The sequence below is a fragment of the Arthrobacter sp. KNU-44 genome (assembly GCF_051843155.1).
In the GTDB taxonomy this organism is placed as follows: Bacteria; Actinomycetota; Actinomycetes; order Actinomycetales; family Micrococcaceae; genus Arthrobacter.
In genome coordinates this window covers 2,479,942-2,502,302 of the sequence record NZ_JBPXNG010000002.1, presented here as the reverse complement: position 1 = coordinate 2,502,302, position 22,361 = coordinate 2,479,942, and the positions used below count along the sequence as shown (strand labels likewise).

The following is a 22,361-nucleotide window of genomic DNA, read 5'->3' as shown; positions in this document are numbered from 1 at the left end:
TCACGCCGGTGGTCGTCGGAGGCGGCAAACAATTCCTCCCCGACGGCGTGGGCCTGACCCTTGAGCTGTTGGACGAACGTCGCTTTGGCAACGGCGTCGTCTACCTCCGGTACGCCAAGCGAGCCTCATCAGTAGGGCAAATTTTTCGGCCAAATGGCGGCCCTGCACCACTAAGCTATGCGCATGGCCAAGAAAACCACAGCTGAAAAGATCGCTACGATCCAGCAGGGATACAGCCTCGATGGCGCCACGATCGAGCTGGGTGCCGCCGTCGTCGACGGCGAAGTCCGCAGAGAAGCACAAGTCCGGTTGCCACTGTCCATGATGAACCGGCACGGCCTGGTGGCAGGCGCCACGGGCACCGGCAAGACCGTCACCCTGCACATGATGGCAGAACAGCTGTCCACTGCCGGAGTCCCCGTCTTCTTGGCGGACATCAAGGGAGACCTTTCAGGACTCGCCACCGCGGCCACAGCCAGCGAAAAACTCACGGCCCGCACCGCGAGCCTCGGCCAAGATTGGTCCGGCAAGGCTTTTCCGGTCGAGTTTCTCTCATTGGGCGGGGATGGCAACGGCGTTCCCGTCCGCGCGACCATCACCTCGTTCGGCCCCATCCTGCTTTCGCGCATCATGGAGCTCAACGACACCCAGGAATCCAGCCTGCAGCTGGTCTTCCACTTCGCCGACCAGAAAAAACTGGAGCTGATCGACCTCAAAGACCTGAGGGCAGTCATCCAGTTCCTGGTCTCGGATGAAGGCAAAGCCGAGCTCGAAGACCTCGGCGGACTATCGAAGGCCACGGCCGGCGTCATCCTGCGCGAACTCGTCAATCTTGAGGCCCAAGGCATGGAGAAGTTCTTTGGCGAGCCGGAATTCGACACCGCGGAACTTCTCCGCACAGCCCCGGATGGCCGCGGCGTGATCAGTTGCCTCGAACTTCCGACACTTCAGACCAAACCCATGCTGTTCTCGACTTTCCTTATGTGGCTGCTTGCCGACCTCTTCGAAGACTTGCCCGAAGCGGGAGACCTCGACAAGCCCAAACTCGTCTTCTTCCTGGACGAAGCCCACTTGCTCTTCACCGGCGCATCCAAGGCTTTCCTCGAAGCCATCACCACGACGGTGCGGCTCATCCGGTCCAAGGGGGTCGGGATATTCTTCGTCACCCAGACGCCCAAGGATGTTCCTGCCGCCGTCCTCGGCCAGCTTGCCAACCGGGTCCAGCACGCCCTGCGCGCGTTTACTCCGGAGGATGCCAAAGCCCTCAAGGCCACCGTGTCCACGTTCCCGGTAAGCGATTACGACCTTGCGGAAACCCTGACCTCCGCCGGCATCGGCGAAGCGGTCATCACCGTCATGAACGAAAGGGGCGCGCCCACGCCCGTGGCGCTGACGAAGCTGCGTGCCCCGGAATCCGTGATGGGACCCAGCACGGACGAGCTGATCGGCAGTACCATCGCGGCTTCCCTGCTGCTGCCGAAATACGGCACGGCGGTGGACAACATTTCGGCCTACGAGAAACTCAGCGGCAAAGCCACCGCACCCGCCACGGGAGAGGCCGCGCCGGGTGAGCCTCCGGTACCTGCCTCCCCTGACCACCATGCCGTGGATGCTGAAGCCCGCAGGATCGAGGAAGAGATCCTTGGCCGTCCCAGCAGCCGCCCCCTGCCAGGCTCCACCCCCGAAGAGTGGCCCCCCGCACCGGCCCATGCCCCGGCACCGGGTCCACAGCAAGAGGGCGGCGGAATGATGGGCGATCTCGCAGGCGTCCTGGGTGGTGCGCTCGGCGGCGGAATGAAGAGCATGGCACGGTCCCTCGGTACGCAGCTCGGCCGGGAACTACTCCGCGGAGTGTTCGGAACCTCATCGCGCCGGCGCCGCTAAAACGGAGCTGCTGCCCGCCGTCGGGCCCTTCCCCAAAAGCCTGCTCAGTCGTCACGTGAGGAGAGGATGCCGGGGTATTGCTGAACCGGCGGGTAACGTAAAGGGCGTGCAGTTGAGTCAAGCGTTGGTCAAGACCGCGGCCGGGTGGCTGCTCGGTCTGATGCTTGCTGTGGCCGCCGCGATCGTTTCGATCAACCTGGTGAGCAACTCCATAGCCAGCCCGCAGCAGCAAGTTCGAGATTATCTCTCTGCCCTCCAGAAGGGGCATGGCGGGGAAGCCCTCGGGCTCCTGCACGCGTCCGTGCCCAACGCCAACGCCGCCATGCTGGACGGTACCGCCCTGCAGACAGCTGCGTCGAAGATCACTGATATCAAGCTCGGCAACGCCGAATCCCGAGGCGGCAACCGGGTGACGGTTCCTATGGACTACCAGATCGACGGCAAGTCGCTGCACTCGGACTTCCTGCTTGAACGGACGGGCACCGAGTGGCTGTTCTTCGGGAAGTGGTCCTTCGTGCCGTCATCCTTGCCGACCATTGAGGTCACCGTGGTGAACGCCAACGAGGCAAACCTGAACGGCATCCCGGTGAACTTGCCCAACGGCCGCAACAGCTTTGCCGTGTTCTACCCCGGCCAATACGAAGCCAGCCTCGCCGGCAAATACTTCTCCGCACCGACTACCAGCACCTCGGTGACCACTGGCGCCCTGCCTCAGGCACCCCTCAACCTACTGACAAAGCCCACCGACGCCATGATCAAGGTGGTCAGCGACAAGGTCAAGGAATTCCTGGACACCTGCGCCGCTGACGCCACCAAGCAGCAAAAACTCCAGCCCGACTGCCCGTTCTACCACGTGACCAATAGCCGGGTGGTGGACGGCACCATCAAATGGCAGATCACGGAATATCCCAAGGTCAGCATCGACCCCTTTAACGGCCAGTGGGTCGTGGCGCCCCTCAACGGCAAAGCCAAGGTAACGGCACGCGAAATCGACCTCTTCAGCGGGCAAGTTGGCGACCTCAGCGCCGTTCACGACTTCAGCTTCACCACACGTCTGGACATAGGGGCGGACACCATCACGGTCACCCCGCTGGTGAGCTTCTAGCTTCGACGGCGCTAAAGCCCGGCAGCCCCTGCCTAGTCCATCCCGCGCAGGTCAAGCACCAGTTCGGAGTCGCCGTCGGCCTGCAGGACAACGGGGATGCCCCAGTCTTGCTGGTAGAGGTGGCAGGCTGCGTGATCGGGAATTTCGCCGTCCTCGGTCTCCGGGCCATCGCACGCAGCCGCGCGGGCCGTGATGTGCAGGATACCCTCAGGCACGTCGGCAGACAGCTCGAGGGTCCGCAGCAGCCCCACGGACGTGCCACCACCGGAAAGCAGCAGCTCGGGCGGGGTCGACGAAATCTTCAGCTGCGTCGGGTCGCCCCAGCGATCGTCGAGCTTCTGGCCGGTCGGGGCCGTGAAACGCACGGTGAGCTCCAGGTTCCCCGGCGCCACGGGACTCTTAGGCCGCTGCGTCTGGGATGCTCCCTCGTCCACCTGCTGGGCTTCCTTGGGGATGGGAACCAGGACCAACTGGTGCGTGTTGGATTCGACCACCACCAGCAGCGGTTCGCCGCCTTCCGGGTAGACCACGACGACGTCGCTCGGCTCGGCGAGTCCCCGCGCCAGAGTGGACACTGCCTTAGCGGCGGGATCGTAGCGCCGCACGGCACCGTTGTAGGTATCTGCGACCGCGACGGAGCCATCGGGGAGCACTGTGACGCCAAGGGGGTGCTGCAAGCGGGCTTCAGTGGCGCCGCCGTCCCGGAAGCCGAAATCGAACAGGCCCTTGCCCACTGCCGACTCAACGGTCACACCGGTTTCGCCAAGGACCAGGCGGCGCAGTGCCGAGGTCTCGGAGTCGGCCACCCAGATGTTGTCGTCCGCATCCACGGCCAGGCCGGAAGGCTGGGCGAACCAGGCTTCCTCGGCGGGTCCGTCAAGCAAACCTTCAAGGCCCGAGCCGGCCAGGATGGACACCTCGCCGCTGAGAGGCTCGAAGGCGAAGATCTGGTGCGTGCCGGCCATCGCGATGACAACGCGCTGTAGCTTCTCGCTCCACACCACGTCCCACGGCGAGGACAGGGAGACCCCGGTCCCGACACCCAGTACCCCGACGTCGAGTGCGTCGGCCGCGAAGTCAGCCGGACCGCCGTCGTGGTGTTCAGCGCACACGCCGGCGCCGCTTTCCGTCACCCGGGCCGGGCCGGCGTCGAGCAGGCGCTGTACGCCGTTGCCGGCAACCGTCTGTACATAACCCGAGCTGAGCGTGACGCCGCGGAGGCGGTGGTTCACGGTGTCCGCGACTACTGCTTCGTACCCGAGCTGCCACGCCAACGACGACGGGAGCACCGCCACGCCCTGCGGCTCGTTGAACTGGGCGATTTCCGCCGCACCATCCAGGTAACCCTTGGTTCCGGAGCCGATGACGCGCTCGACGGTCTCAAGGTCGGGACGAAGTTCCACCAAGCGGTGGTGGCCGGAATCGACCACAAGGTAGTTGCCGTTGTCCAGCTGGGTCGCCTTGCCGGGGAAGCGCAGGGTGCCCGACGTCGGGACGGGAGCCACGTAGGGCCCGTCACCGCGGTGGAGGGTCCCCTTGGCTTCGTGCTCTGCAACGAGCTCCTCGAGGAGTACTGCAAGGCCGTCTGCGTGGCCCTCACCGGAAAGGTGCGCCACGATGTAGCCCTCGGGATCCACCACCACCAATGTCGGCCAGGCGCGGGCCGTGTAGGCCTTCCACGTGGCGAGCTCGGGGTCGTCCAGGACGGGGTGGTGGATTTCGTAGCGCTCCACGGCGGATGCGAGGGCCACGGGATCGGCCTCGTGCTCGAACTTGGGAGAGTGCACGCCCACGGTCACCAGGACGTCGGAGTACTTTTCCTCAAGCGGGCGCAGCTCGTCCAGGACATGCAGGCAGTTGATGCAGCAGAACGTCCAGAAGTCGAGCAGCACGATCTTGCCGCGCAGCGCTTCCAGGTCCAGGGTCTTCCCGCCGGTGTTGAGCCAGCCACGGCCCACCAGTTCAGAGGCGCGGACACGCAGTTGGGTGCGTACGGATTCGCTCATCAGCGTCCTTCCAGGTTGGTCTTGCTTTCGGGCTGCTTGACGTCCCGATCAATCAGTTTCGCATCGCGGTCTGCAAGCCGCGCAAACATATCGTTGTAAGCATTCAGGTCGGCGTCGTTATTCCTATCCGCCGCCCGGTCGGTGCGTTTGGTCTCGCGCGCGTCCGAACGCGACCACATGACCGCGACGCCGATCGCCACCAGTAAGGTGGGGACTTCGCCGATTCCCCAGGCCACGGCGCCGCCTGTCTGCTGGTCCAGCAAAGCCGATTGCCCCCAGGTCCGGCCGAGGTTGCCGAAGTAATCGGCAGCGAGCAGGCCGGTGCCTCCCATGATGGACACGCCGAAGAAGGCGTGGAAGCCCATCGTGGCGAGCAACAGGAGCAACCGCATGGGGTAGGGCGCCCGTCGGGGCAGCGGGTCGGTGCCGATCATGGTGAGGACAAAAATGTAGCCGGTCAGCAGGAAGTGCAGGTTCATCAGTTCATGTCCGACGTGCTCACGCATTGCCCAGCCGAACGCATCCGAGAAGTAGAACAGGACGATCGAACCGGCAAAGTTCGCCGCGGCAAACAGCGGGTGGGTCACCACCTGGGAGAACTTCGAGTGCACAAACACGAGGAGCCACTCACGAAGTCCACGGGAGCCGTCCCCGCGCGATCCCTCGCCGCGCGACGGGAGGGCGCGCAATGCCAAGGTCACCGGCGAACCCAGAACCAGGAACAGCGGCGCAACCATCGTCAATGCCATGTGGTCCACCATGTGCGCGGAGAATAGAATGCGGCCGTAGACCGACGGCGGTCCGGACGTGATGTAGGTCAGGACCACCAAGCCGATCATCCAGTTCACGGCACGGAACCAGGACCAGGAGTCACCGCGGCGGCGGACCTTGACGACGCCAATGATGTAGCTCGCCGCGCCGAAGAGGGCCACAGCCACCCAAAGCCAGTCGAGGCGCCACTCGGTCAACCAACGCGCGGGCGTCAGTTCAGGCGGCAGCTCGTAACCGGACAGGATAAAGGCCGGCGATGCGTCGGGCGCGTAGGTGGTGGGCAGGGGAGGTGCCGAACTGGCCAGCGCGACGGCGAGTCCCGACGTCGCGCCCATCACCAGAAGTTCGACCAACACAAGCTGCCACAGCACGCGACGCGTGGTCATGGACTTGCGGCCCAGCTGCGGGATCACCCACTGGCGGTGCATGAACCCGATACCGCCGAGGACGATCGTGGCGAGCGCCTTCGCCAGGATGATCTGCCCATAGGGTGTGCCGACCAAGGCCGAAAAGGTCGTGACACGAATGCTCGCGTTGACGATGCCCGAGGCGAAGACCAGTACGAAGGCAAAGCCGGCCAACGCGGAGAACCGGCGGAGGGTCTGCTCAGTGATGTCCTTGGCGCCTGTTGCCTTGGAACCCCGCAGGAGGCTCGAGAGGACGGCAAGCATGATGATGCCGCCGACCCAAGTGGACACGCCCACGAGGTGAAGGCCGAGCGAATTGATGGCGCCCTCGTGGTCGTTGGAACTCGCGGAGTGGCCGATCAGTGCACTCGGGATCAGACCGCCAAGGGACAGGACGAGGGTCAGCGCGAGTCCCGCCAACGAACGGACGCCGAAGAGCGCCGTCGTGACAATCGCGGCGATGATCGTCACGGCGAGCCACGCTTGGCCCGTCTGGATGTCCGTCATGAAGTAGACGAGGGAAGCTGTGAACTGCGCGTCCCCGGAGAGGCTCTGCCCGGCCACGTCAGCGTACGTCAGCACGAGGACCGCGACGGCGGAGAGCGTCCAGGCTGCGCCTGCTGCGGCCGCTACGGCCAAAGCCCGTGTGAACGCCGGGTGCTCCGGGGCATCGTCGCCCTTGGATCGCGACGCGTGCTTGGGAAGGATCACGACGGCGAAGATCAGCCCGCCGATCACAGTCGCCAAGGACACGTTGTGAAGGGCTTTGGCGACGGGCAGCCCCCAGCGGACCAAGGCGCCTGGGTCAGAGACCTGCCGCGCGGCCGAGGCTCCGGAGAAGATCAGGGCGCCCGCGAGAGCCAGGAAGAGCGCAGCGAAGCCCGCCAGCTGCCACGGCAAGGAGATCCCTTCCAAGGCAGCCCCTGCCTTGCTTCCCGGCTTGGAAGCGGGCAAGGGGGCAGTGGCGGGAGTTTTGGCTGATGGCACTTATCCATTGTCCGCTAAGGTCGGCGGCGCGGCGAATCGAGCGGATTAAAGCAGAAAGGCGGCAACCCGCAGGTTGCCGCCTTTCAGGGCGTTCGCCGAAGTGTCTTACTTCTTGGCGACAGCTGCCTTCAGCTTGGAGCCGGCGGTCAGCTTGACGCTGTGGCCAGCGGCGATCTGGATGGTCTCGCCGGTCTGCGGGTTGCGGCCCGTGCGGGCTGCGCGGTCCGTGCGCTCGATGGCGAGCCAGCCCGGAATGGTGATCTTCTCGCCAGCGGCGACGGAAGTCTCGAAAACTTCGAACAGGGCATCGAGCACGGAGTTGACTGCAGCCTGGCTGGTGCCAGCCTTGCCAGCTACCTCGGAAACCAGTTCGCTACGGTTCTTAGCCATTTGTGTCCTCCTGGACTTTACGATTTTGGAGCTCACACACGGCATGCGTGCGAGCCACTGTTCGAAAACTTACCAGCTTGGGACGACGCGGCCAGCAAATTCCGCGTGTTTCCGCGCTTTTTTGACCAAATTCACCCTATTTCGGGCGCTTTTGGGGGTCAATTCCGCCGCGGGCGAACTCCCCGACCCCGGACGCCGGCTCACATATACCGGGTCCCGGCCGGACGCCGGCTCACATATAACCGGTCCCGGCCGGACGCTAGCTCACATATGCCGGGTCCCGGCCGGACGCCCGCTCACATATGCCGGGTCCCGGCCGGACGCCCGCTCATTTCTGCTGACGACGGGTGGGGGCAGGGGGCCGCGGTCCGGCTCAAGGGTGAGCGGGGGTGTGGCCCCGACCCTGTTATAGGTGAGCCGGCGTTCGTGGAAACCGGGTCATAGGTGAGCCGGCGTTGGTGGGAACCGGCCCATAGGTGAGCAGGCGTTCGTGGAAACCGGCCCATAGGTGAGCCGGGGTTCGTGGAAACCGGCCCATAGGGGCTCTTGGTGGTTGGTGGGGAAAGGGATTCCCGGGATGAGTGTCATGCCGCCGTCCGGACGGCACTTCTCAAGAGAATAACCGATTTGTAGTTGGCCGGGTTGCGGTAACCGCGGGCGGTGCGTTTGATGTTCTTTATGGCGGTGTTGTTGGCTTCGACCTTGCCTGTCGTGGCCCCGGTAATGATCAGCACCTCGATCTCTTTCCACCACCGGCAGACGGTGCGGTAGAGCCTGTTCGTTTCCGGTCGTGCGGCTGCCTTGACCAGTTCCTCGAGTGCGTTCTTCGCCGTCGCGGCGTCCTGAAGGGAGCCGGTGCGCAGCAATACCCTGAGCTGTTCCTTGACCTTCCAGACAGCCTGGAGCGTGCCGGTCGGATCGTCGGCGGCGAACACTTCTGCTAGCCGGTGGGCTGCCTTCTCCGTGAGGGTATCGCCAGCGCGCAGGAGAAGCATCCGGTGCGCCCAGGCCTTGTCGACGGTCCTTCCGCGGCGGCCCTTGACCTGTTGGGAGAGGTTCTGCCGTGTCTCGGTCACGGCCTGGTTGGCCAGGGAGATCAGGTGGAAGTGATCGACGGCGACAGCGGTCCGGGGAAGCCACATCCGCAACGCCTTTCGGAACGCCGCCGAAGGGTCGATCGCCACGACCTGCACGGCCAGACGCCATGCCAGGGGCCGGGCGAAGAGCCACTCCCCGACGCCCTTGTGGTCCCGTCCATCCACGACGCCCAGCACCTGACCGGTGTCCAGATCGACAATGGTGGTCATCCACGGCTCGAACCGCGTCCAGACCTTTGATTCGGGGTCCTGGAAGTAGCGCACGGACCGGAACCGGTGCTCATCGATGCCCAGCATTCTCGGGCTCAGCCGGTCCACATCCGGAAGGGTGAGGAAGCACGCTTCGTTGAGCGCGGCCCGGACCATCCACCAGGACACCGCGAACGCGGCAGCAGTCTCGGAGACGGCCCGGCCCGAACGGATGACAGCATCCACGAGCTGGTCACGGAGCCGGCCGGTCGAGCGGGCACGCCGCGGGACCTGGGCGGTGGACTCAAAGAACGAGAGCCTCTCGCACGCCGGTTCTTCGCAGTACCAGCGGTACTTGGACCAGAGGACCTCCACGGGGCCGGCGACAGGAATGTCCCGGATCCGCTGGAAGCGGCGTTCCTTCCGCCGTGACGCTACCACCCCGCAGGTGGGGCAGCCCGGTGGCTGGTCGGTTTCGACAATGACCCGGCGGCCGCCGTCGGGACTCAGGCCGGTGGAGATGACACGGTAGTCGGGCAGGTTGAAGATGCTGGTGGCAGCGTCGGCTGCTGCCCCGGTAGGCTCGTTCAAGGCTCGTGGTCCTGTTCCAGGTTGAATGCTTAGACACACTCATCCCAGCAGGGCCACGGGCCCCTTTGTCTTCAACGACACGAACTCAATTCCCCACCAACCACGAAGAGCCCCCATAGGTGAGCCGGGGTTAGTGGGAACCGGCCCATAGGTGAGCGGGGGTTTGGGGATTTCCCGCCCATAGGTGAGCCGGGGTTGGTGGGAACCGGGTGATAGGTGAGCGGGGGTTTGATATCCCAAACCCCCGCTCTCCTATGTGTCCCCGTTCGGAAACCCCCGCTCACGTCAGCCGGGCCGGGGTTTGGGGGTCCGGGGGTGGTTAAATGGGTCAGGCCCCGACACGTGGTGTCGGGGCCTGGCCGTTAATGGTTGTCCGGCGGTGTCCTACTCTCCCACACCCTCCCGGGTGCAGTACCATCGGCGCTGTGGGTCTTAGCTTCCGGGTTCGGAATGGGACCGGGCGTTTCCCCCACGCTATGACCGCCGTAACCCTGTTACCCGTCCCCGCAGGTGCGGGGTGGGAAGATACGTGGTTACAACATTGTGGTGTTGTTGTTCAGTTGTTTGGTTCCTGGAGCAACGGGTTTGTTGTTCGGGAACCACATAGTGGACGCAAGCAGTGATCGTGTTTGTGTGGTGTAAGTTGTCGGCCTATTAGTACCGGTCAGCTTCAACAGTCTTTAGTCCTGTCTTCCACATCCGGCCTATCAACCCAGTGGTCTGGCTGGGGGCCTCTCACACACGAGGTGCATGGAAATCTCATCTTGAAGCGAGCTTCCCGCTTAGATGCTTTCAGCGGTTATCCCATCCGAACGTAGCTAATCAGCGGTGCACTTGGCAGTACAACTGACACACCAGAGGTTCGTCCGTCCCGGTCCTCTCGTACTAAGGACAGCCCTTCTCAAATTTCCTGCGCGCGCAGCGGATAGGGACCGAACTGTCTCACGACGTTCTAAACCCAGCTCGCGTACCGCTTTAATGGGCGAACAGCCCAACCCTTGGGACCTACTCCAGCCCCAGGATGCGACGAGCCGACATCGAGGTGCCAAACCATGCCGTCGATATGGACTCTTGGGCAAGATCAGCCTGTTATCCCCGAGGTACCTTTTATCCGTTGAGCGACGGCCATTCCACAATGTACCGCCGGATCACTAGTCCCGACTTTCGTCCCTGCTTGAGATGTCTCTCTCACAGTCAAGCTCCCTTGTGCACTTACACTCGACACCTGATTGCCAACCAGGCTGAGGGAACCTTTGGGCGCCTCCGTTACTTTTTAGGAGGCAACCGCCCCAGTTAAACTACCCATCAGGCACTGTCCCTGACCCGGATCACGGGCCGAAGTTAGATGTCCAAAGTGACCAGAGTGGTATTTCAACGATGACTCCACCCGAACTGGCGTCCGGGCTTCAACGTCTCCCACCTATCCTACACAAGCCACTCCGAACACCAATACCAAACTATAGTAAAGGTCTCGGGGTCTTTCCGTCCTGCTGCGCGTAACGAGCATCTTTACTCGTACTGCAATTTCGCCGAGTTTATGGTTGAGACAGCGGGGAAGTCGTTACTCCATTCGTGCAGGTCGGAACTTACCCGACAAGGAATTTCGCTACCTTAGGATGGTTATAGTTACCACCGCCGTTTACTGGGGCTTAAATTCTCAGCTTCGCCTTGCGGCTAACCGGTCCTCTTAACCTTCCAGCACCGGGCAGGAGTCAGTCCGTATACATCGTCTTGCGACTTCGCACGGACCTGTGTTTTTAGTAAACAGTCGCTTCCCCCTGGTCTCTGCGGCCCCGATCCCCTCCCACCAGCAAGTGGTGTTCAAGGTTGGGGCCCCCCTTCTCCCGAAGTTACGGGGGCATTTTGCCGAGTTCCTTAACCATAATTCTCTCGATCGCCTTGGTATTCTCTACCTGATCACCTGTGTCGGTTTGGGGTACGGGCGGCTGGAACCTCGCGCCGATGCTTTTCTAGGCAGCATAGGATCACCGGATCCCCCCATGACGGGGGTCCCATCAGATCTCAGGAACGTCATCAAAGACACAGCGACGGATTTGCCTATCGCTGACCCTACATCCTTAGACCGGGGCAACCATCGCCCGGCCCGGCTACCTTCCTGCGTCACACCTGTTAATACGCTTACCTCCCGGGATCAGGTCCCGCGCTCGGCCAAAACCCGCACACCACAAGGGTGATTGGGCAGGCTCCGGGCGGTTAGTATCCCCCGCTTGGCATGGGCGGTCCTTCGCCGGTACGGGAATATCAACCCGTTGTCCATCGACTACGCCTGTCGGCCTCGCCTTAGGTCCCGACTTACCCAGGGCAGATTAGCTTGACCCTGGAACCCTTGATCATTCGGCGGACGGGTTTCTCACCCGTCTTTCGCTACTCATGCCTGCATTCTCACTCGTGTAGGCTCCACCGCTGGTTTACACCGCGACTTCACCGCCCACACGACGCTCCCCTACCACTCCAGACGACTGAACCACGAAGGCTTGTCTACTATCTGAAATCCACAACTTCGGCGGTGTACTTGAGCCCCGCTACATTGTCGGCGCGGAATCACTTGACCAGTGAGCTATTACGCACTCTTTCAAGGATGGCTGCTTCTAAGCCAACCTCCTGGTTGTCTTCGCAACTCCACATCCTTTCCCACTTAGCACACGCTTAGGGGCCTTAGTTGGTGGTCTGGGCTGTTTCCCTCTCGACTATGAAGCTTATCCCCCACAGTCTCACTGCTGCGCTCTCACTTACCGGCATTCGGAGTTTGGCTGACGTCAGTAACCTTGTAGGGCCCATCGGCCATCCAGTAGCTCTACCTCCGGCAAGAAACACGCAACGCTGCACCTAAATGCATTTCGGGGAGAACCAGCTATCACGGAGTTTGATTGGCCTTTCACCCCTACCCACAGCTCATCCCCTCCATTTTCAACTGAAGTGGGTTCGGTCCTCCACGACGTCTTACCGTCGCTTCAACCTGGCCATGGGTAGATCACTCCGCTTCGGGTCTAGATCACGCCACTACACTCGCCCTATTCAGACTCGCTTTCGCTACGGCTACCCCACACGGGTTAACCTCGCGACGTAACACTAACTCGCAGGCTCATTCTTCAAAAGGCACGCCGTCACAACTACAAGGTTGCTCCGACGGATTGTAAGCACACGGTTTCAGGTACTGTTTCACTCCCCTCCCGGGGTACTTTTCACCTTTCCCTCACGGTACTGGTCCGCTATCGGTCATTAGGAAGTATTTAGGCTTATCAGGTGGTCCTGACAGATTCACACGGGATTTCTCGGGCCCCGTGCTACTTGGGATCCTCTCCAGGCGGCACACAACATTACGGTTACGGGGCTAACACCCTCTCCGGCCGGCCTTTCAAGACCGTTCACCTATGTCCATGCTCTCACCCCACCGGTCCGGCAGAACCAGTACGGAAAGTCCCACAACCCCGCCCATGCAACGCCCGCCGGCTATCACACATGGAACGGTTTAGCCTCATCCGCGTTCGCTCGCCACTACTAACGGAATCACTCTTGTTTTCTCTTCCTGCGGGTACTGAGATGTTTCACTTCCCCGCGTTCCCCCCACGCACCCTATGTGTTCAGATGCGGGTCACCAGATCACGCAAGCGCGTCTGGCGGGGTTTCCCCATTCGGACATCCTGGGATCACCGTTCGGTTATCAACTCCCCCAGGCTTATCGCAGATTCCTACGTCCTTCTTCGGCTCCTAATGCCAAGGCATCCACCGTGTGCCCTTAAAAACTTGACCACACAAGATCAAAAAACTTCTCGAGAGAACCACAGAAACCGCCACACCAAAGCATGGCCGGATCCAGGTTCATAAAAAGAAATTGCTGTATGACACGAACCAAACCCGAAGGCCGGCCCGTATCAGATGCTCGCGTCCACTATGTAGTTCTCAAACAACAACCCCGTACCACACCCCCCCGCACCCGGCCACCCCCGCCACCAAAGACGAAGAACAACCACGAACGCACGAAGACCATGCAGCCAGGAAACCAGAAACACACAAACCCGCACCACGGAAACCACGCAACCCTCACAGGCCACGCACCCCACGCCACGGCCCTGTTGCCTCAGGACCCAACAGTGTGCCAAACACGAAAACCGGCCACCCCCCACCCGCACCGTTCCAAGACACTCAAAGAGCATCCGTACTAGGGGCGGACAAGAACCAACCGGCCGCTATCTGCTGATATTCCACCCATGAGCACCCACCGCAGAACAGACGCCTGCGCAATGGGCTTTGCTTCCACACACCCCCCAACCAACCATGCGGCCGGACAGGGAGCGATAATGGTGCTCCTTAGAAAGGAGGTGATCCAGCCGCACCTTCCGGTACGGCTACCTTGTTACGACTTAGTCCCAATCGCCGGTCCCACCTTCGACGGCTCCCCCCACAAGGGTTAGGCCACCGGCTTCGGGTGTTACCAACTTTCGTGACTTGACGGGCGGTGTGTACAAGGCCCGGGAACGTATTCACCGCAGCGTTGCTGATCTGCGATTACTAGCGACTCCGACTTCATGGGGTCGAGTTGCAGACCCCAATCCGAACTGAGACCGGCTTTTTGGGATTAGCTCCACCTCACAGTATCGCAACCCTTTGTACCGGCCATTGTAGCATGCGTGAAGCCCAAGACATAAGGGGCATGATGATTTGACGTCGTCCCCACCTTCCTCCGAGTTGACCCCGGCAGTCTCCTATGAGTCCCCGCCATCACGCGCTGGCAACATAGAACGAGGGTTGCGCTCGTTGCGGGACTTAACCCAACATCTCACGACACGAGCTGACGACAACCATGCACCACCTGTAAACCGACCGCAAGCGGGGCACCTGTTTCCAGGCGTTACCGGTTCATGTCAAGCCTTGGTAAGGTTCTTCGCGTTGCATCGAATTAATCCGCATGCTCCGCCGCTTGTGCGGGCCCCCGTCAATTCCTTTGAGTTTTAGCCTTGCGGCCGTACTCCCCAGGCGGGGCACTTAATGCGTTAGCTACGGCGCGGAAAACGTGGAATGTCCCCCACACCTAGTGCCCAACGTTTACGGCATGGACTACCAGGGTATCTAATCCTGTTCGCTCCCCATGCTTTCGCTCCTCAGCGTCAGTTAATGCCCAGAGACCTGCCTTCGCCATCGGTGTTCCTCCTGATATCTGCGCATTTCACCGCTACACCAGGAATTCCAGTCTCCCCTACATCACTCTAGTCTGCCCGTACCCACTGCAGAACCGGAGTTGAGCCCCGGTCTTTCACAGCAGACGCGACAAACCGCCTACGAGCTCTTTACGCCCAATAATTCCGGATAACGCTTGCGCCCTACGTATTACCGCGGCTGCTGGCACGTAGTTAGCCGGCGCTTCTTCTGCAGGTACCGTCACTTTCGCTTCTTCCCTACTGAAAGAGGTTTACAACCCGAAGGCCGTCATCCCTCACGCGGCGTCGCTGCATCAGGCTTTCGCCCATTGTGCAATATTCCCCACTGCTGCCTCCCGTAGGAGTCTGGGCCGTGTCTCAGTCCCAGTGTGGCCGGTCACCCTCTCAGGCCGGCTACCCGTCGTCGCCTTGGTAGGCCATTACCCCACCAACAAGCTGATAGGCCGCGAGTCCATCCAAAACCGCAAAAGCTTTCCACCACCACCGCATGCGCGGAGCAGTCGTATCCGGTATTAGACCCAGTTTCCCAGGCTTATCCCAGAGTCAAGGGCAGGTTACTCACGTGTTACTCACCCGTTCGCCACTAATCCCCCCAGCAAGCTGGAGATCATCGTTCGACTTGCATGTGTTAAGCACGCCGCCAGCGTTCATCCTGAGCCAGGATCAAACTCTCCGTTGAAGTAAAACAAAAACAGACACAACCACAACCACCGGAAATAACGGCAGAAGAGCTGCACAAAATTTGAAACCAGCTGTAAAAAACCAGCCCCACGCCACCAAAGCGACACGGAACCAGCCAAAACAACCAATTTAATAAAAAATCGGTATCAACAAACTTGGCACACTATTGAGTTCTCAAACAACAGACACACCCGGCACCACCCACACCCCACAGGGTCCAGGATCGCTCCGGAGCAACTTCCCAAACTTACCCGAACTGCCAGGATCAAGCAAATCGGCGTTTCCGCGATTCACTGCTCAACAGGGGTCCCCACCCATCCACAGCACGCAAATCAGCGCGCCATTTCCAGGCCGTTTATCAGAGGGGGTCGGTCGCTATCTTTCCGCATCAGCGGCGGCGACTCGAACTACTTTACACACCCCCAAGCCCCCACGCAAATCACGCCTCAGGCGAGCAAGAACCGCGGTAATCCGGGACAGAACGGCCGGTTGCGCCCAAAAAGAAGCCGCCGGCGTCGTAATTCAGCACTATGTCCTGCGCCACTTAATCGCAAAGCCGGAGATTCTCCGCACCAAAGCCGAGAATTTGGCGCCTTAAACGCAAGAAGGACCGGCAACCAAACGGTTGCCGGCCCTCCTAGTGCTTCTGGATTACCAGGAAGACTTGGTGATACCCGGGAGCTCACCACGGTGAGCCATGTCGCGGAAGCGAACACGGGAGATACCGAACTTCTGGAAGGTACCGCGCGGGCGGCCGTCGATGATGTCGCGGTTACGCAGACGGATCGGGGAGGCGTTGCGGGGCAGCTTCTGCAGGCCGAGGCGAGCCTCTTCGCGTGCTTCGTCAGTCGCGTTGGCGTCAACCAGGGTCTTCTTCAGTTCGAGACGCTTGGCAGCGTAACGCTCAACGATGACCTTGCGCTGCTCGTTGCGAGCAATCTTGGACTTCTTAGCCATGTTTAGCGCTCCTCTCGGAATTCGACGTGCTGGCGGATCTTGGGGTCGTACTTCTTCAGGACCAGACGGTCCGGGTCGTTACGACGGTTCTTGCGGGTTACGTAGGTGTAACCCGTTCCCGCAGTCGACTTCAGCTTGATGATCGGACGTACGTCCTTGTCTTTTGCCACTAGAGCTTCACCCCACGAGCCAGAACTTCGGCGACGACTGCGTCGATGCCGCGAACGTCGATGGTCTTGATGCCCTTGGCCGACAGGGTCAGCGTGACATTACGGCGCAGGGACGGAACCCAGTAGCGCTTCTTCTGGATGTTGGGGTCGAACCGACGCTTGTTGCGGCGGTGCGAGTGCGAAATGCTGTGTCCAAAGCCCGGCTCGGCTCCGGTCACCTGGCAGTTTGCTGCCATGACGACTCTCCTAAAAAATAAAATGAAACGGCCAGCAGAGTTCCTGCTTTCCGTGCATTAGGCGACGTCCGCAACCAGTCCACACCGTTTTCGGTAGTTCCCGCAGGCTGGATCGCTCGACTGAAACCAGCCAATGATCACCGCTGCGGCGAAGGTAGTGGGTCCGGATAACAGGCCGGAATACTGGGCGAATACTGGAATGCACGCAACTTGAGCCCCTAACTACCGGCCCACGGATCTCCTGTTATTGCCAACAGTCACCGCAAACCGGAGCAATTGCACACGCTCCGCGCCACCTAGCGCCTAATAAGTCTAGGGGCTGGGGGAAATTAAGACCAATCGGGTGTATAAGAACCAAGTGATCAACTCATAAGCGGGGGCTAGGCCCTTCACAGGAGAACGAAAGGTTGAGAGTTCAATCTTGAGACATGAAGTCACAACTCCTCGCCTCCCCAGGCCAACGTGTGGGTGTGTCCCCGGGTCAGCCTCAAGCGCCCGCTGGGCGCAAATCCACCAAGGGAAGGTTCGCTGCGCAGCACCGCCAACGCATGTTCCGGACGGACATGCTCACCGTTGCGCTGTGGGCTTCCCTTGCAGCGGCGCTTGCTTTGTGGCTCGCCGACGGCGGGATGTCGTCGGTCGGGAACGTCACCCAGGCGGTCACCGCCGTCGGGATCCTGGCCGGGCTTGCCGGCATGGATCTGGTCTTCCTGATGCTTCTCCTCGCGGCACGCCTGCCGTTCGTGGACGGCGCGGTGGGGCATGACAGGGCGTTGGAGTTCCACCGGAAGCTAGGCAAACCGGCGCTCTACCTGTTGCTGGCGCACGGACTTCTCCTGGCGACCGGCTACGGCATGGCCGAAGGCCTGAATCCCGTGAGCGAGGCCGTCGCGCTCTGGACGCTGGTACCCGATATGTGGCTGGCGTTCGTATCCATGGCATTGTTCATTGCCGTGGTGGTCACCTCGCTAGTGGCTGTTCGGCGCCGCTTCCCCTATGAATTCTGGTACTTCGTCCACCTGCTCACGTATTTGGCGGTAGCAGTAGCCCTTCCGCACCAGTTCAGTGTGGGCGGCTTGTTCGCCGAAGGCACCTGGCAGCGCTGGTACTGGCTGGCGCTCTACATTGGAACAGGCTCGGCGCTGGCTTGGTTCCGGATTGCCCAACCGGCGATAGCCACCTACCGGCACCAGCTGACCGTGCGGCGCGTGGTGCCCCTTGCGCCCGGCGTCTTCAGCATCGAAATGAGCGGCCTGCGATTGAACGAATTGTCGGGAAACGGCGGCCGCTTCTTCGTGTGGCGCTTCCTCGCTCCCGGCATGTGGTGGCAGGCGCATCCGTTCAGCCTGTCCGCGGAACCACAGATGGGGAAATCATCGCGGCAGCCCACCTTGAGGATCACCGTCCGGAATCTGGGTGCAGGCTCGGCCCGCTTGGCTTCGCTCAAACCAGGAACCAAGGTAGCCATCGAAGGACCCTACGGTGTCTTCAGCACGGCGGCCCGCAGCCGGGAACACGTCGTCATGATCGGCACAGGAATCGGAATCACGCCCCTCCGTGCGCTCCTGGAATCGACGCCGTTCGTGCCCGGCCAGGCGACCGTCTTGTTGCGCGGCAGCAGCACGGAAGAGCTATTCCTTGGCGACGAGATCCTGGAATTGTGCCGGAAGCGCGGTGCCACGCTCTTCCACCTGACCGGCCCGCGGTCGGCGAATTCTCAAGGCGCCTGGCTGCCTGCCTCTGCCGGCACCTCGCAGTTGCGGGACTTCGTTCCGGACATCACTGATGCGGATGTCTACATCTGCGGCCCTTCTGCTTGGGCCCGCCAGGTGCTGGCTGAGGCGAAAAGGTCCGGCGTGCGGGAGGAGCAACTCCACTACGAAAGGTTTGACTGGTGAGACTCAGGGCAGGAATTTCAGCAGCGCTGGCGTCGGCGGCCATCCTCCTGGTTGGTTGGCAGGCGGGCGCGCACGTGGCGGAATCGAACGCATCGGCGGTCACGACCTCCGCAGCCGGAACCGCCTCAGGTACGGGCTCGACGGCGAATGGAACCACCGGGAGCAGCACTTCCGGATCGTCCTCGGGAACCGGAGCCGGCTCCATTTCCAGCACAGGCTCCAGTTCCGGCACGGGCTCGAGTTCCAGCTCCACCTTGGGAGCCACTGCCAAGGCGGGCGGCACCTACGCAGGAACGGCAGTGGAGACGCACTTCGGAACAGTCCAGGTCCAGGTAACCATCAAGGCCGGCGTCATCACGGATGTCACAGCCCTGCATCTGACCGACCAAGAGCAACGATCCGTCCAGATCAGCGCCAGGGCAGCACCCCTTCTGCGATCCGAGGTGCTGAGCGCCCAGTCGGCGAACGTACAGACCATCGGCGGGGCCACCTTTACCAGCGAGGCCTATCTGACATCGCTCCAGGCAGCCCTCGATGCAGCCCATTTCTAAGCCCGACGGGCACGGACAAGGCAGTGCGGAACCCCGCCTTCGTTCCCGCACCTTCACCAGCATGGGCACCGTGGTGAGCCTCGCGATCCCAGCCGCTCCAGGGACGGCCCCCCAAGCTGCGGTGGAAGAACTCGAGGCGGCCACCGCCGTCGTCGAGCAGTTGTTCAACAGGCTGGACCGGACGTTTAGTCTTTACCGTCCCGACTCGGAGGCGAGCGCGATGGCGCTTGGCGAGCTGGCCCTGATGGATGCCTCGACGGACATGCGCCGGCTCTATGTCGAGGCATCAGAATGGCGCACCCTCACGGAAGGTGCGTTCACGGCTGAACGGCCCGACGGCGTCGTGGACTTGTCGGGGATCGTCAAGGCACATGCCATCCGGGAAGCCGGAACGTCGTTGCTCGCACTGGGCCTGAAGGATTGGTGCCTCAATGCGGGCGGGGACGTGCTGGTGAACGGATCGCCGACGCCGGGCAGCGCGCAGTCGTGGCTCGCGGGGATCGTTGACCCGGAGGATCGGACGACGCTCCTGACCGCGTTTCCGCTCAGTAACGCGGGCAAGCGCGCGCTCGCGACCTCAGGAACCAGCGAACGCGGCCACCACATTTGGTCCGCCGGCGTCCCGGCGGCACGGGACGAGCGGTTCCGCCAGGTTTCGGTGGCAGCCACCGACATCATCACGGCCGATGTACTGGCCACCGCCATCATGGCCGGCGGCGCCCGGACCCTCACGCTGGCGACCTCCCACTGGGACGTGGACGTGCTCGCTGTGAAGAACGACGGCGGACTGCTCGCCACGCCGGGCTTCCGGAAACTCGCTCCTCAGAACAGTTAGGGCCGAGTGAGCTGGGGATACTTCGGGCTGAGGCCGTCTCCGGATGACTTGCCCGTAACGCGGCGGACGACCCACGGGGCGGCGTGTTCACGGGCCCAACGCGCGTTGGCCCGCAACGCCTCCACCCGCGCAAGCTGCGGTTGCGGGACGGGAGGCGGGACCTCAAGGGAACCTTCGTGCTCCAGGACCGCCAGGACCCTGTTGGCCATGTTGATGTGACCGGCAGTGGACATGTGCATCCGGTCCTGCGCCCACATGTGCCAGTCGTGGTATTCGCTGAAGCGCCAGTAGTCCACCACCAGCGCACCGTGGTTTTCGGCGATTTCCCGCAGCAACTCGTTATAGATCGCGGTGCGTCCGCGCATGGTGCCGAAAACCTTGGAACTGCGTGCGTCGAAACCCGTAAAGAGAAGCAACGTAGCGCCGGTGGCACTTAGTTTCTCGATGCCGGCTTCGTAGTCCTCCATAAGCCTGTCGATATCGACCTTGGGGCGGAAGATGTCGTTCGCTCCCGCATACAAGGTCACCAGCGTCGGTTGAAGCGCGACGGCGGCATCTACCTGCTCTGCCATGACTTGCCGGAGTTTCTTCCCCCGGATGGCCAGGTTGGCGTAGCCGAAATTGTCGTTGCTTTGGGCCAATTGATGGGCAACCAAGTCCGCCCATCCCCTCACTCCGTTGGGGCGCGAGAGGTCGGCGTCGCCAAGTCCTTCGGTGAACGAGTCACCCAATGCCACATACCGGGCGGAAAAATCCATGGCGCCAGTCTTTCATCAGTGCGAGGCGGCCGTCACGCGCGGCGCGGGATGCGCAGCGTACGGCGGCCGTATTTGCCGGCTCAGCGGCCGCGGCTCAGTGTTCGCGCAGGATCCAGTGATCGTCGTCCAGCCGCGCTACGATTTTCTCGCCGATCCGCGCGAGGTCCGCAACGTCGTCGTCGGTCATGGCGTCCAGCATCAAAGCGCGGACGGCATCCACATGCCCCGGGGCGAGGGACACGATGGTGTCCATGCCGGCGTCGGTCAGGTGCGCGACCGTGACGCGGGCATCGCCCGGGTGGGCCTCGCGCTCCACCCAACCGCGTCCTTGGAGTTTGGTGACAACGTGCGACAGCCTGGACAAGGAAGCGCTGGTACGGGCGGCAAGCTCACTCATCGGCAGGAATCGCCCCTCCGCTTCGGACAGCATGGCGAGCACGTTGTAGTCGAACAGCGACAATTTGCCGGCCGCCTGCAGTTGGGTGTCCAGGGCTGCCGGCAGCAGGGTGTTGATGCTCAGGAGGGCCAGCCAGGCACGGCGTTCGTCGGCGTTGAGCCAGCGCGGTTCGGTCATGGATTCATCTTAGAAGGAAATTAATGCTTGACACTTCAACTTAAGGCCATTATTGTTTTAGTTGAAGCTTCAAGTAAATGAATATAACCCGATCATGAGCACTCAAGCAAAGGAAATAACAATGGCTGACATCACCATCATCGGCACCGGCAACATGGCGTCCGGCATTGCGGCACGCGCGGCCGCGGCAGGCAAGAGCGTCCAGGTCCTCAGCCGCGACGCGGGCTCCGCTGCTGCGCTTGCGGCGACGGTCAACGGAACCTCCGGCATCACGGGATCCCCGGTGGAAGGCAGCATCGTGGTCCTGGCCACTCCGTTCGACGCCTCCAAGGCAGTCCTTTCTTCCTACGGCTCAGCGCTCAGCGGCAAGACGATCGTGGACATCTCCAACCCCGTGAACTTCGAGACCTTCGATTCCCTCACCGTCCCCGCCGGAACCTCGGCAGCCGAAGAACTCCAGGCCGTGGTCCCGGGCGCGTCGGTCGTCAAGGCGTTCAACACTGTCTTCGCTGCCACGCTCGCGGACGGCGAAGTGGACGGCCAGACCCTCGATGTACTCGTGGCGGGCGACGATGCCGAGGCGACGGCCGCCGTCGTCGACTTCGTCAAAGGTGCCGGGCTGCGCCCGGTGAACGTCGGGCCCCTGCGCCGCTCGCGTGAGCTCGAAGCCTTCCAGTTGCTCGTCATGACGCTGCAGGTCAGCGACGCCCACCCCGACTACAACTGGAACTCCGCAGTCAAGCTCCTGCCGTAGTCATTTTGGAGGGCGGCCCGCCTGGCCGCCCTCCGCGTTGTAGGCTGGGCGGCATGTTCGTGGTTTCGCTGACCTACAAAGTTCCCGACGAGATTGTCGATTTCCACCGCCCCGCACACATGGATTGGGTCAAAGAAGCGTTCGACGCCGGCACTTTCGTCGCGTCCGGACGTCGCGTTCCAGCCATCGGGGGCGTGCTGTTGTCCAACGTCGATCGCGCGACACTGGACGCTTCCCTGGCTACGGATCCGTTCTACGTCAATGGGGTAGCCGACTTCGAGATCATCGAATTCACGGTCACCACGGCGTCCACGGGTTTCGAAAACCTGCTGGACTAGTTAGG

General features: G+C 62.0%; 16 protein-coding genes and 3 rRNA genes. 7 read left to right on the top strand and 12 right to left on the bottom strand.

Annotated elements, in window-relative coordinates; genetic code table 11:
* Positions 1–183: 183 nt before the first annotated feature.
* Positions 184–1,884, top strand: coding sequence for a helicase HerA-like domain-containing protein (locus tag ACSVHC_RS12675; RefSeq protein ID WP_437771688.1), 1,701 nt, complete (start codon positions 184–186; stop codon positions 1,882–1,884).
* 112 nt (positions 1,885–1,996) lie between these two features.
* Entirely contained in the window at positions 1,997–2,989 is a 993-nt protein-coding gene (locus ACSVHC_RS12670) for a zinc ribbon domain-containing protein (protein WP_437774096.1), read from the top strand.
* A 32-nt stretch (positions 2,990–3,021) separates the two neighbouring features.
* On the opposite strand, the gene ACSVHC_RS12665 is transcribed toward ACSVHC_RS12670, so the two are convergent.
* From ACSVHC_RS12665 to rpmB, 10 genes are all read right to left on the bottom strand, one after another.
* Complete coding sequence (locus tag ACSVHC_RS12665; protein ID WP_439180984.1) at positions 3,022–4,995, bottom strand: NHL domain-containing thioredoxin family protein; 1,974 nt, start codon at positions 4,993–4,995, stop codon at positions 3,022–3,024.
* Positions 4,995–7,160 (bottom strand): cytochrome c oxidase assembly protein, encoded by a 2,166-nt coding sequence (locus ACSVHC_RS12660; protein WP_439180983.1) that lies wholly within the window; start codon positions 7,158–7,160, stop codon positions 4,995–4,997. The genes ACSVHC_RS12665 and ACSVHC_RS12660 overlap by 1 nt, the downstream gene beginning before the upstream one ends.
* Before the next feature lie 105 nt (positions 7,161–7,265).
* Positions 7,266–7,550 (bottom strand): HU family DNA-binding protein, encoded by a 285-nt coding sequence (locus ACSVHC_RS12655; RefSeq protein ID WP_184739845.1) that lies wholly within the window; start codon positions 7,548–7,550, stop codon positions 7,266–7,268.
* Positions 7,551–8,134: 584 nt separating this feature from the next.
* Entirely contained in the window at positions 8,135–9,427 is a 1,293-nt protein-coding gene (locus tag ACSVHC_RS12650) for an ISL3 family transposase (RefSeq protein ID WP_439180982.1), read from the bottom strand.
* A gap of 371 nt (positions 9,428–9,798) precedes the next feature.
* Positions 9,799–9,915, bottom strand: a 5S ribosomal RNA gene (gene rrf, locus ACSVHC_RS12645).
* Positions 9,916–10,060: 145 nt separating this feature from the next.
* A 23S ribosomal RNA gene (locus ACSVHC_RS12640) occupies positions 10,061–13,198 on the bottom strand.
* 562 nt (positions 13,199–13,760) lie between these two features.
* Positions 13,761–15,283, bottom strand: a 16S ribosomal RNA gene (locus ACSVHC_RS12635).
* Together the 16S, 23S and 5S rRNA genes form the textbook arrangement of a ribosomal RNA operon.
* Before the next feature lie 653 nt (positions 15,284–15,936).
* Positions 15,937–16,242: a 30S ribosomal protein S14 gene (gene rpsN / locus ACSVHC_RS12630; RefSeq protein ID WP_028267656.1), complete on the bottom strand. Its 306-nt coding sequence runs from the start codon at positions 16,240–16,242 to the stop codon at positions 15,937–15,939.
* A gap of 2 nt (positions 16,243–16,244) precedes the next feature.
* Positions 16,245–16,412: a 50S ribosomal protein L33 gene (gene rpmG, locus ACSVHC_RS12625; RefSeq protein ID WP_003798558.1), complete on the bottom strand. Its 168-nt coding sequence runs from the start codon at positions 16,410–16,412 to the stop codon at positions 16,245–16,247.
* Complete coding sequence (gene rpmB / locus ACSVHC_RS12620) at positions 16,412–16,648, bottom strand: 50S ribosomal protein L28 (protein WP_078107326.1); 237 nt, start codon at positions 16,646–16,648, stop codon at positions 16,412–16,414. Before rpmB ends, rpmG begins: the two co-directional genes overlap by 1 nt.
* A gap of 428 nt (positions 16,649–17,076) precedes the next feature.
* Between rpmB and ACSVHC_RS12615 the strand changes: the two genes are divergently transcribed.
* The 3 genes from ACSVHC_RS12615 to ACSVHC_RS12605 are packed head-to-tail and all read left to right on the top strand — an operon-like array spanning position 17,077 to position 19,932.
* The gene (locus tag ACSVHC_RS12615) at positions 17,077–18,546 is read left to right on the top strand and encodes a ferredoxin reductase family protein (RefSeq protein ID WP_439180981.1); all 1,470 of its coding nucleotides are present in this window, start codon (positions 17,077–17,079) and stop codon (positions 18,544–18,546) included.
* Entirely contained in the window at positions 18,543–19,097 is a 555-nt protein-coding gene (locus ACSVHC_RS12610; RefSeq protein ID WP_437771691.1) for an FMN-binding protein, read from the top strand. The genes ACSVHC_RS12615 and ACSVHC_RS12610 overlap by 4 nt, the downstream gene beginning before the upstream one ends.
* Positions 19,081–19,932: an FAD:protein FMN transferase gene (locus tag ACSVHC_RS12605; protein WP_437771692.1), complete on the top strand. Its 852-nt coding sequence runs from the start codon at positions 19,081–19,083 to the stop codon at positions 19,930–19,932. The genes ACSVHC_RS12610 and ACSVHC_RS12605 overlap by 17 nt, the downstream gene beginning before the upstream one ends.
* Here ACSVHC_RS12605 and ACSVHC_RS12600 read toward each other — a convergent pair.
* Both ACSVHC_RS12600 and ACSVHC_RS12595 read right to left on the bottom strand, forming a co-directional pair.
* Positions 19,929–20,690 carry an SGNH/GDSL hydrolase family protein gene (locus tag ACSVHC_RS12600; RefSeq protein ID WP_437771693.1) on the bottom strand — a complete coding sequence of 254 codons (762 nt, stop codon included), beginning with the start codon at positions 20,688–20,690 and terminating at the stop codon, positions 19,929–19,931. The two genes, ACSVHC_RS12605 and ACSVHC_RS12600, sit on opposite strands and share 4 nt — an antisense overlap.
* Before the next feature lie 94 nt (positions 20,691–20,784).
* The gene (locus tag ACSVHC_RS12595; RefSeq protein ID WP_437771694.1) at positions 20,785–21,264 is read right to left on the bottom strand and encodes a MarR family winged helix-turn-helix transcriptional regulator; all 480 of its coding nucleotides are present in this window, start codon (positions 21,262–21,264) and stop codon (positions 20,785–20,787) included.
* Positions 21,265–21,385: 121 nt separating this feature from the next.
* Between ACSVHC_RS12595 and ACSVHC_RS12590 the strand changes: the two genes are divergently transcribed.
* Both ACSVHC_RS12590 and ACSVHC_RS12585 read left to right on the top strand, forming a co-directional pair.
* A complete protein-coding gene (locus ACSVHC_RS12590) occupies positions 21,386–22,018 on the top strand; it encodes an NADPH-dependent F420 reductase (RefSeq protein WP_437771695.1) in 633 nt (210 codons plus the stop codon).
* 53 nt (positions 22,019–22,071) lie between these two features.
* The gene (locus ACSVHC_RS12585; protein ID WP_234754497.1) at positions 22,072–22,356 is read left to right on the top strand and encodes a YciI family protein; all 285 of its coding nucleotides are present in this window, start codon (positions 22,072–22,074) and stop codon (positions 22,354–22,356) included.
* Positions 22,357–22,361 lie beyond the last annotated feature (5 nt).

Coding starts and splice junctions, on each gene's coding strand:
- ACSVHC_RS12655 (WP_184739845.1), bottom strand. CDS start 7,550: ATGGCTAAGAACCGTAGCGAACTGGTTTCCGAGGTAGCTGGCAAGGCT.
- ACSVHC_RS12605 (WP_437771692.1), top strand. CDS start 19,081: ATGCAGCCCATTTCTAAGCCCGACGGGCACGGACAAGGCAGTGCGGAA.
- ACSVHC_RS12595 (WP_437771694.1), bottom strand. CDS start 21,264: ATGACCGAACCGCGCTGGCTCAACGCCGACGAACGCCGTGCCTGGCTG.
- ACSVHC_RS12585 (WP_234754497.1), top strand. CDS start 22,072: ATGTTCGTGGTTTCGCTGACCTACAAAGTTCCCGACGAGATTGTCGAT.
- ACSVHC_RS12615 (WP_439180981.1), top strand. CDS start 17,077: ATGAAGTCACAACTCCTCGCCTCCCCAGGCCAACGTGTGGGTGTGTCC.
- rpmB (WP_078107326.1), bottom strand. CDS start 16,648: ATGGCAGCAAACTGCCAGGTGACCGGAGCCGAGCCGGGCTTTGGACAC.
- ACSVHC_RS12665 (WP_439180984.1), bottom strand. CDS start 4,995: ATGAGCGAATCCGTACGCACCCAACTGCGTGTCCGCGCCTCTGAACTG.
- ACSVHC_RS12675 (WP_437771688.1), top strand. CDS start 184: ATGGCCAAGAAAACCACAGCTGAAAAGATCGCTACGATCCAGCAGGGA.
- rpsN (WP_028267656.1), bottom strand. CDS start 16,242: ATGGCTAAGAAGTCCAAGATTGCTCGCAACGAGCAGCGCAAGGTCATC.
- ACSVHC_RS12600 (WP_437771693.1), bottom strand. CDS start 20,690: ATGGATTTTTCCGCCCGGTATGTGGCATTGGGTGACTCGTTCACCGAA.
- ACSVHC_RS12590 (WP_437771695.1), top strand. CDS start 21,386: ATGGCTGACATCACCATCATCGGCACCGGCAACATGGCGTCCGGCATT.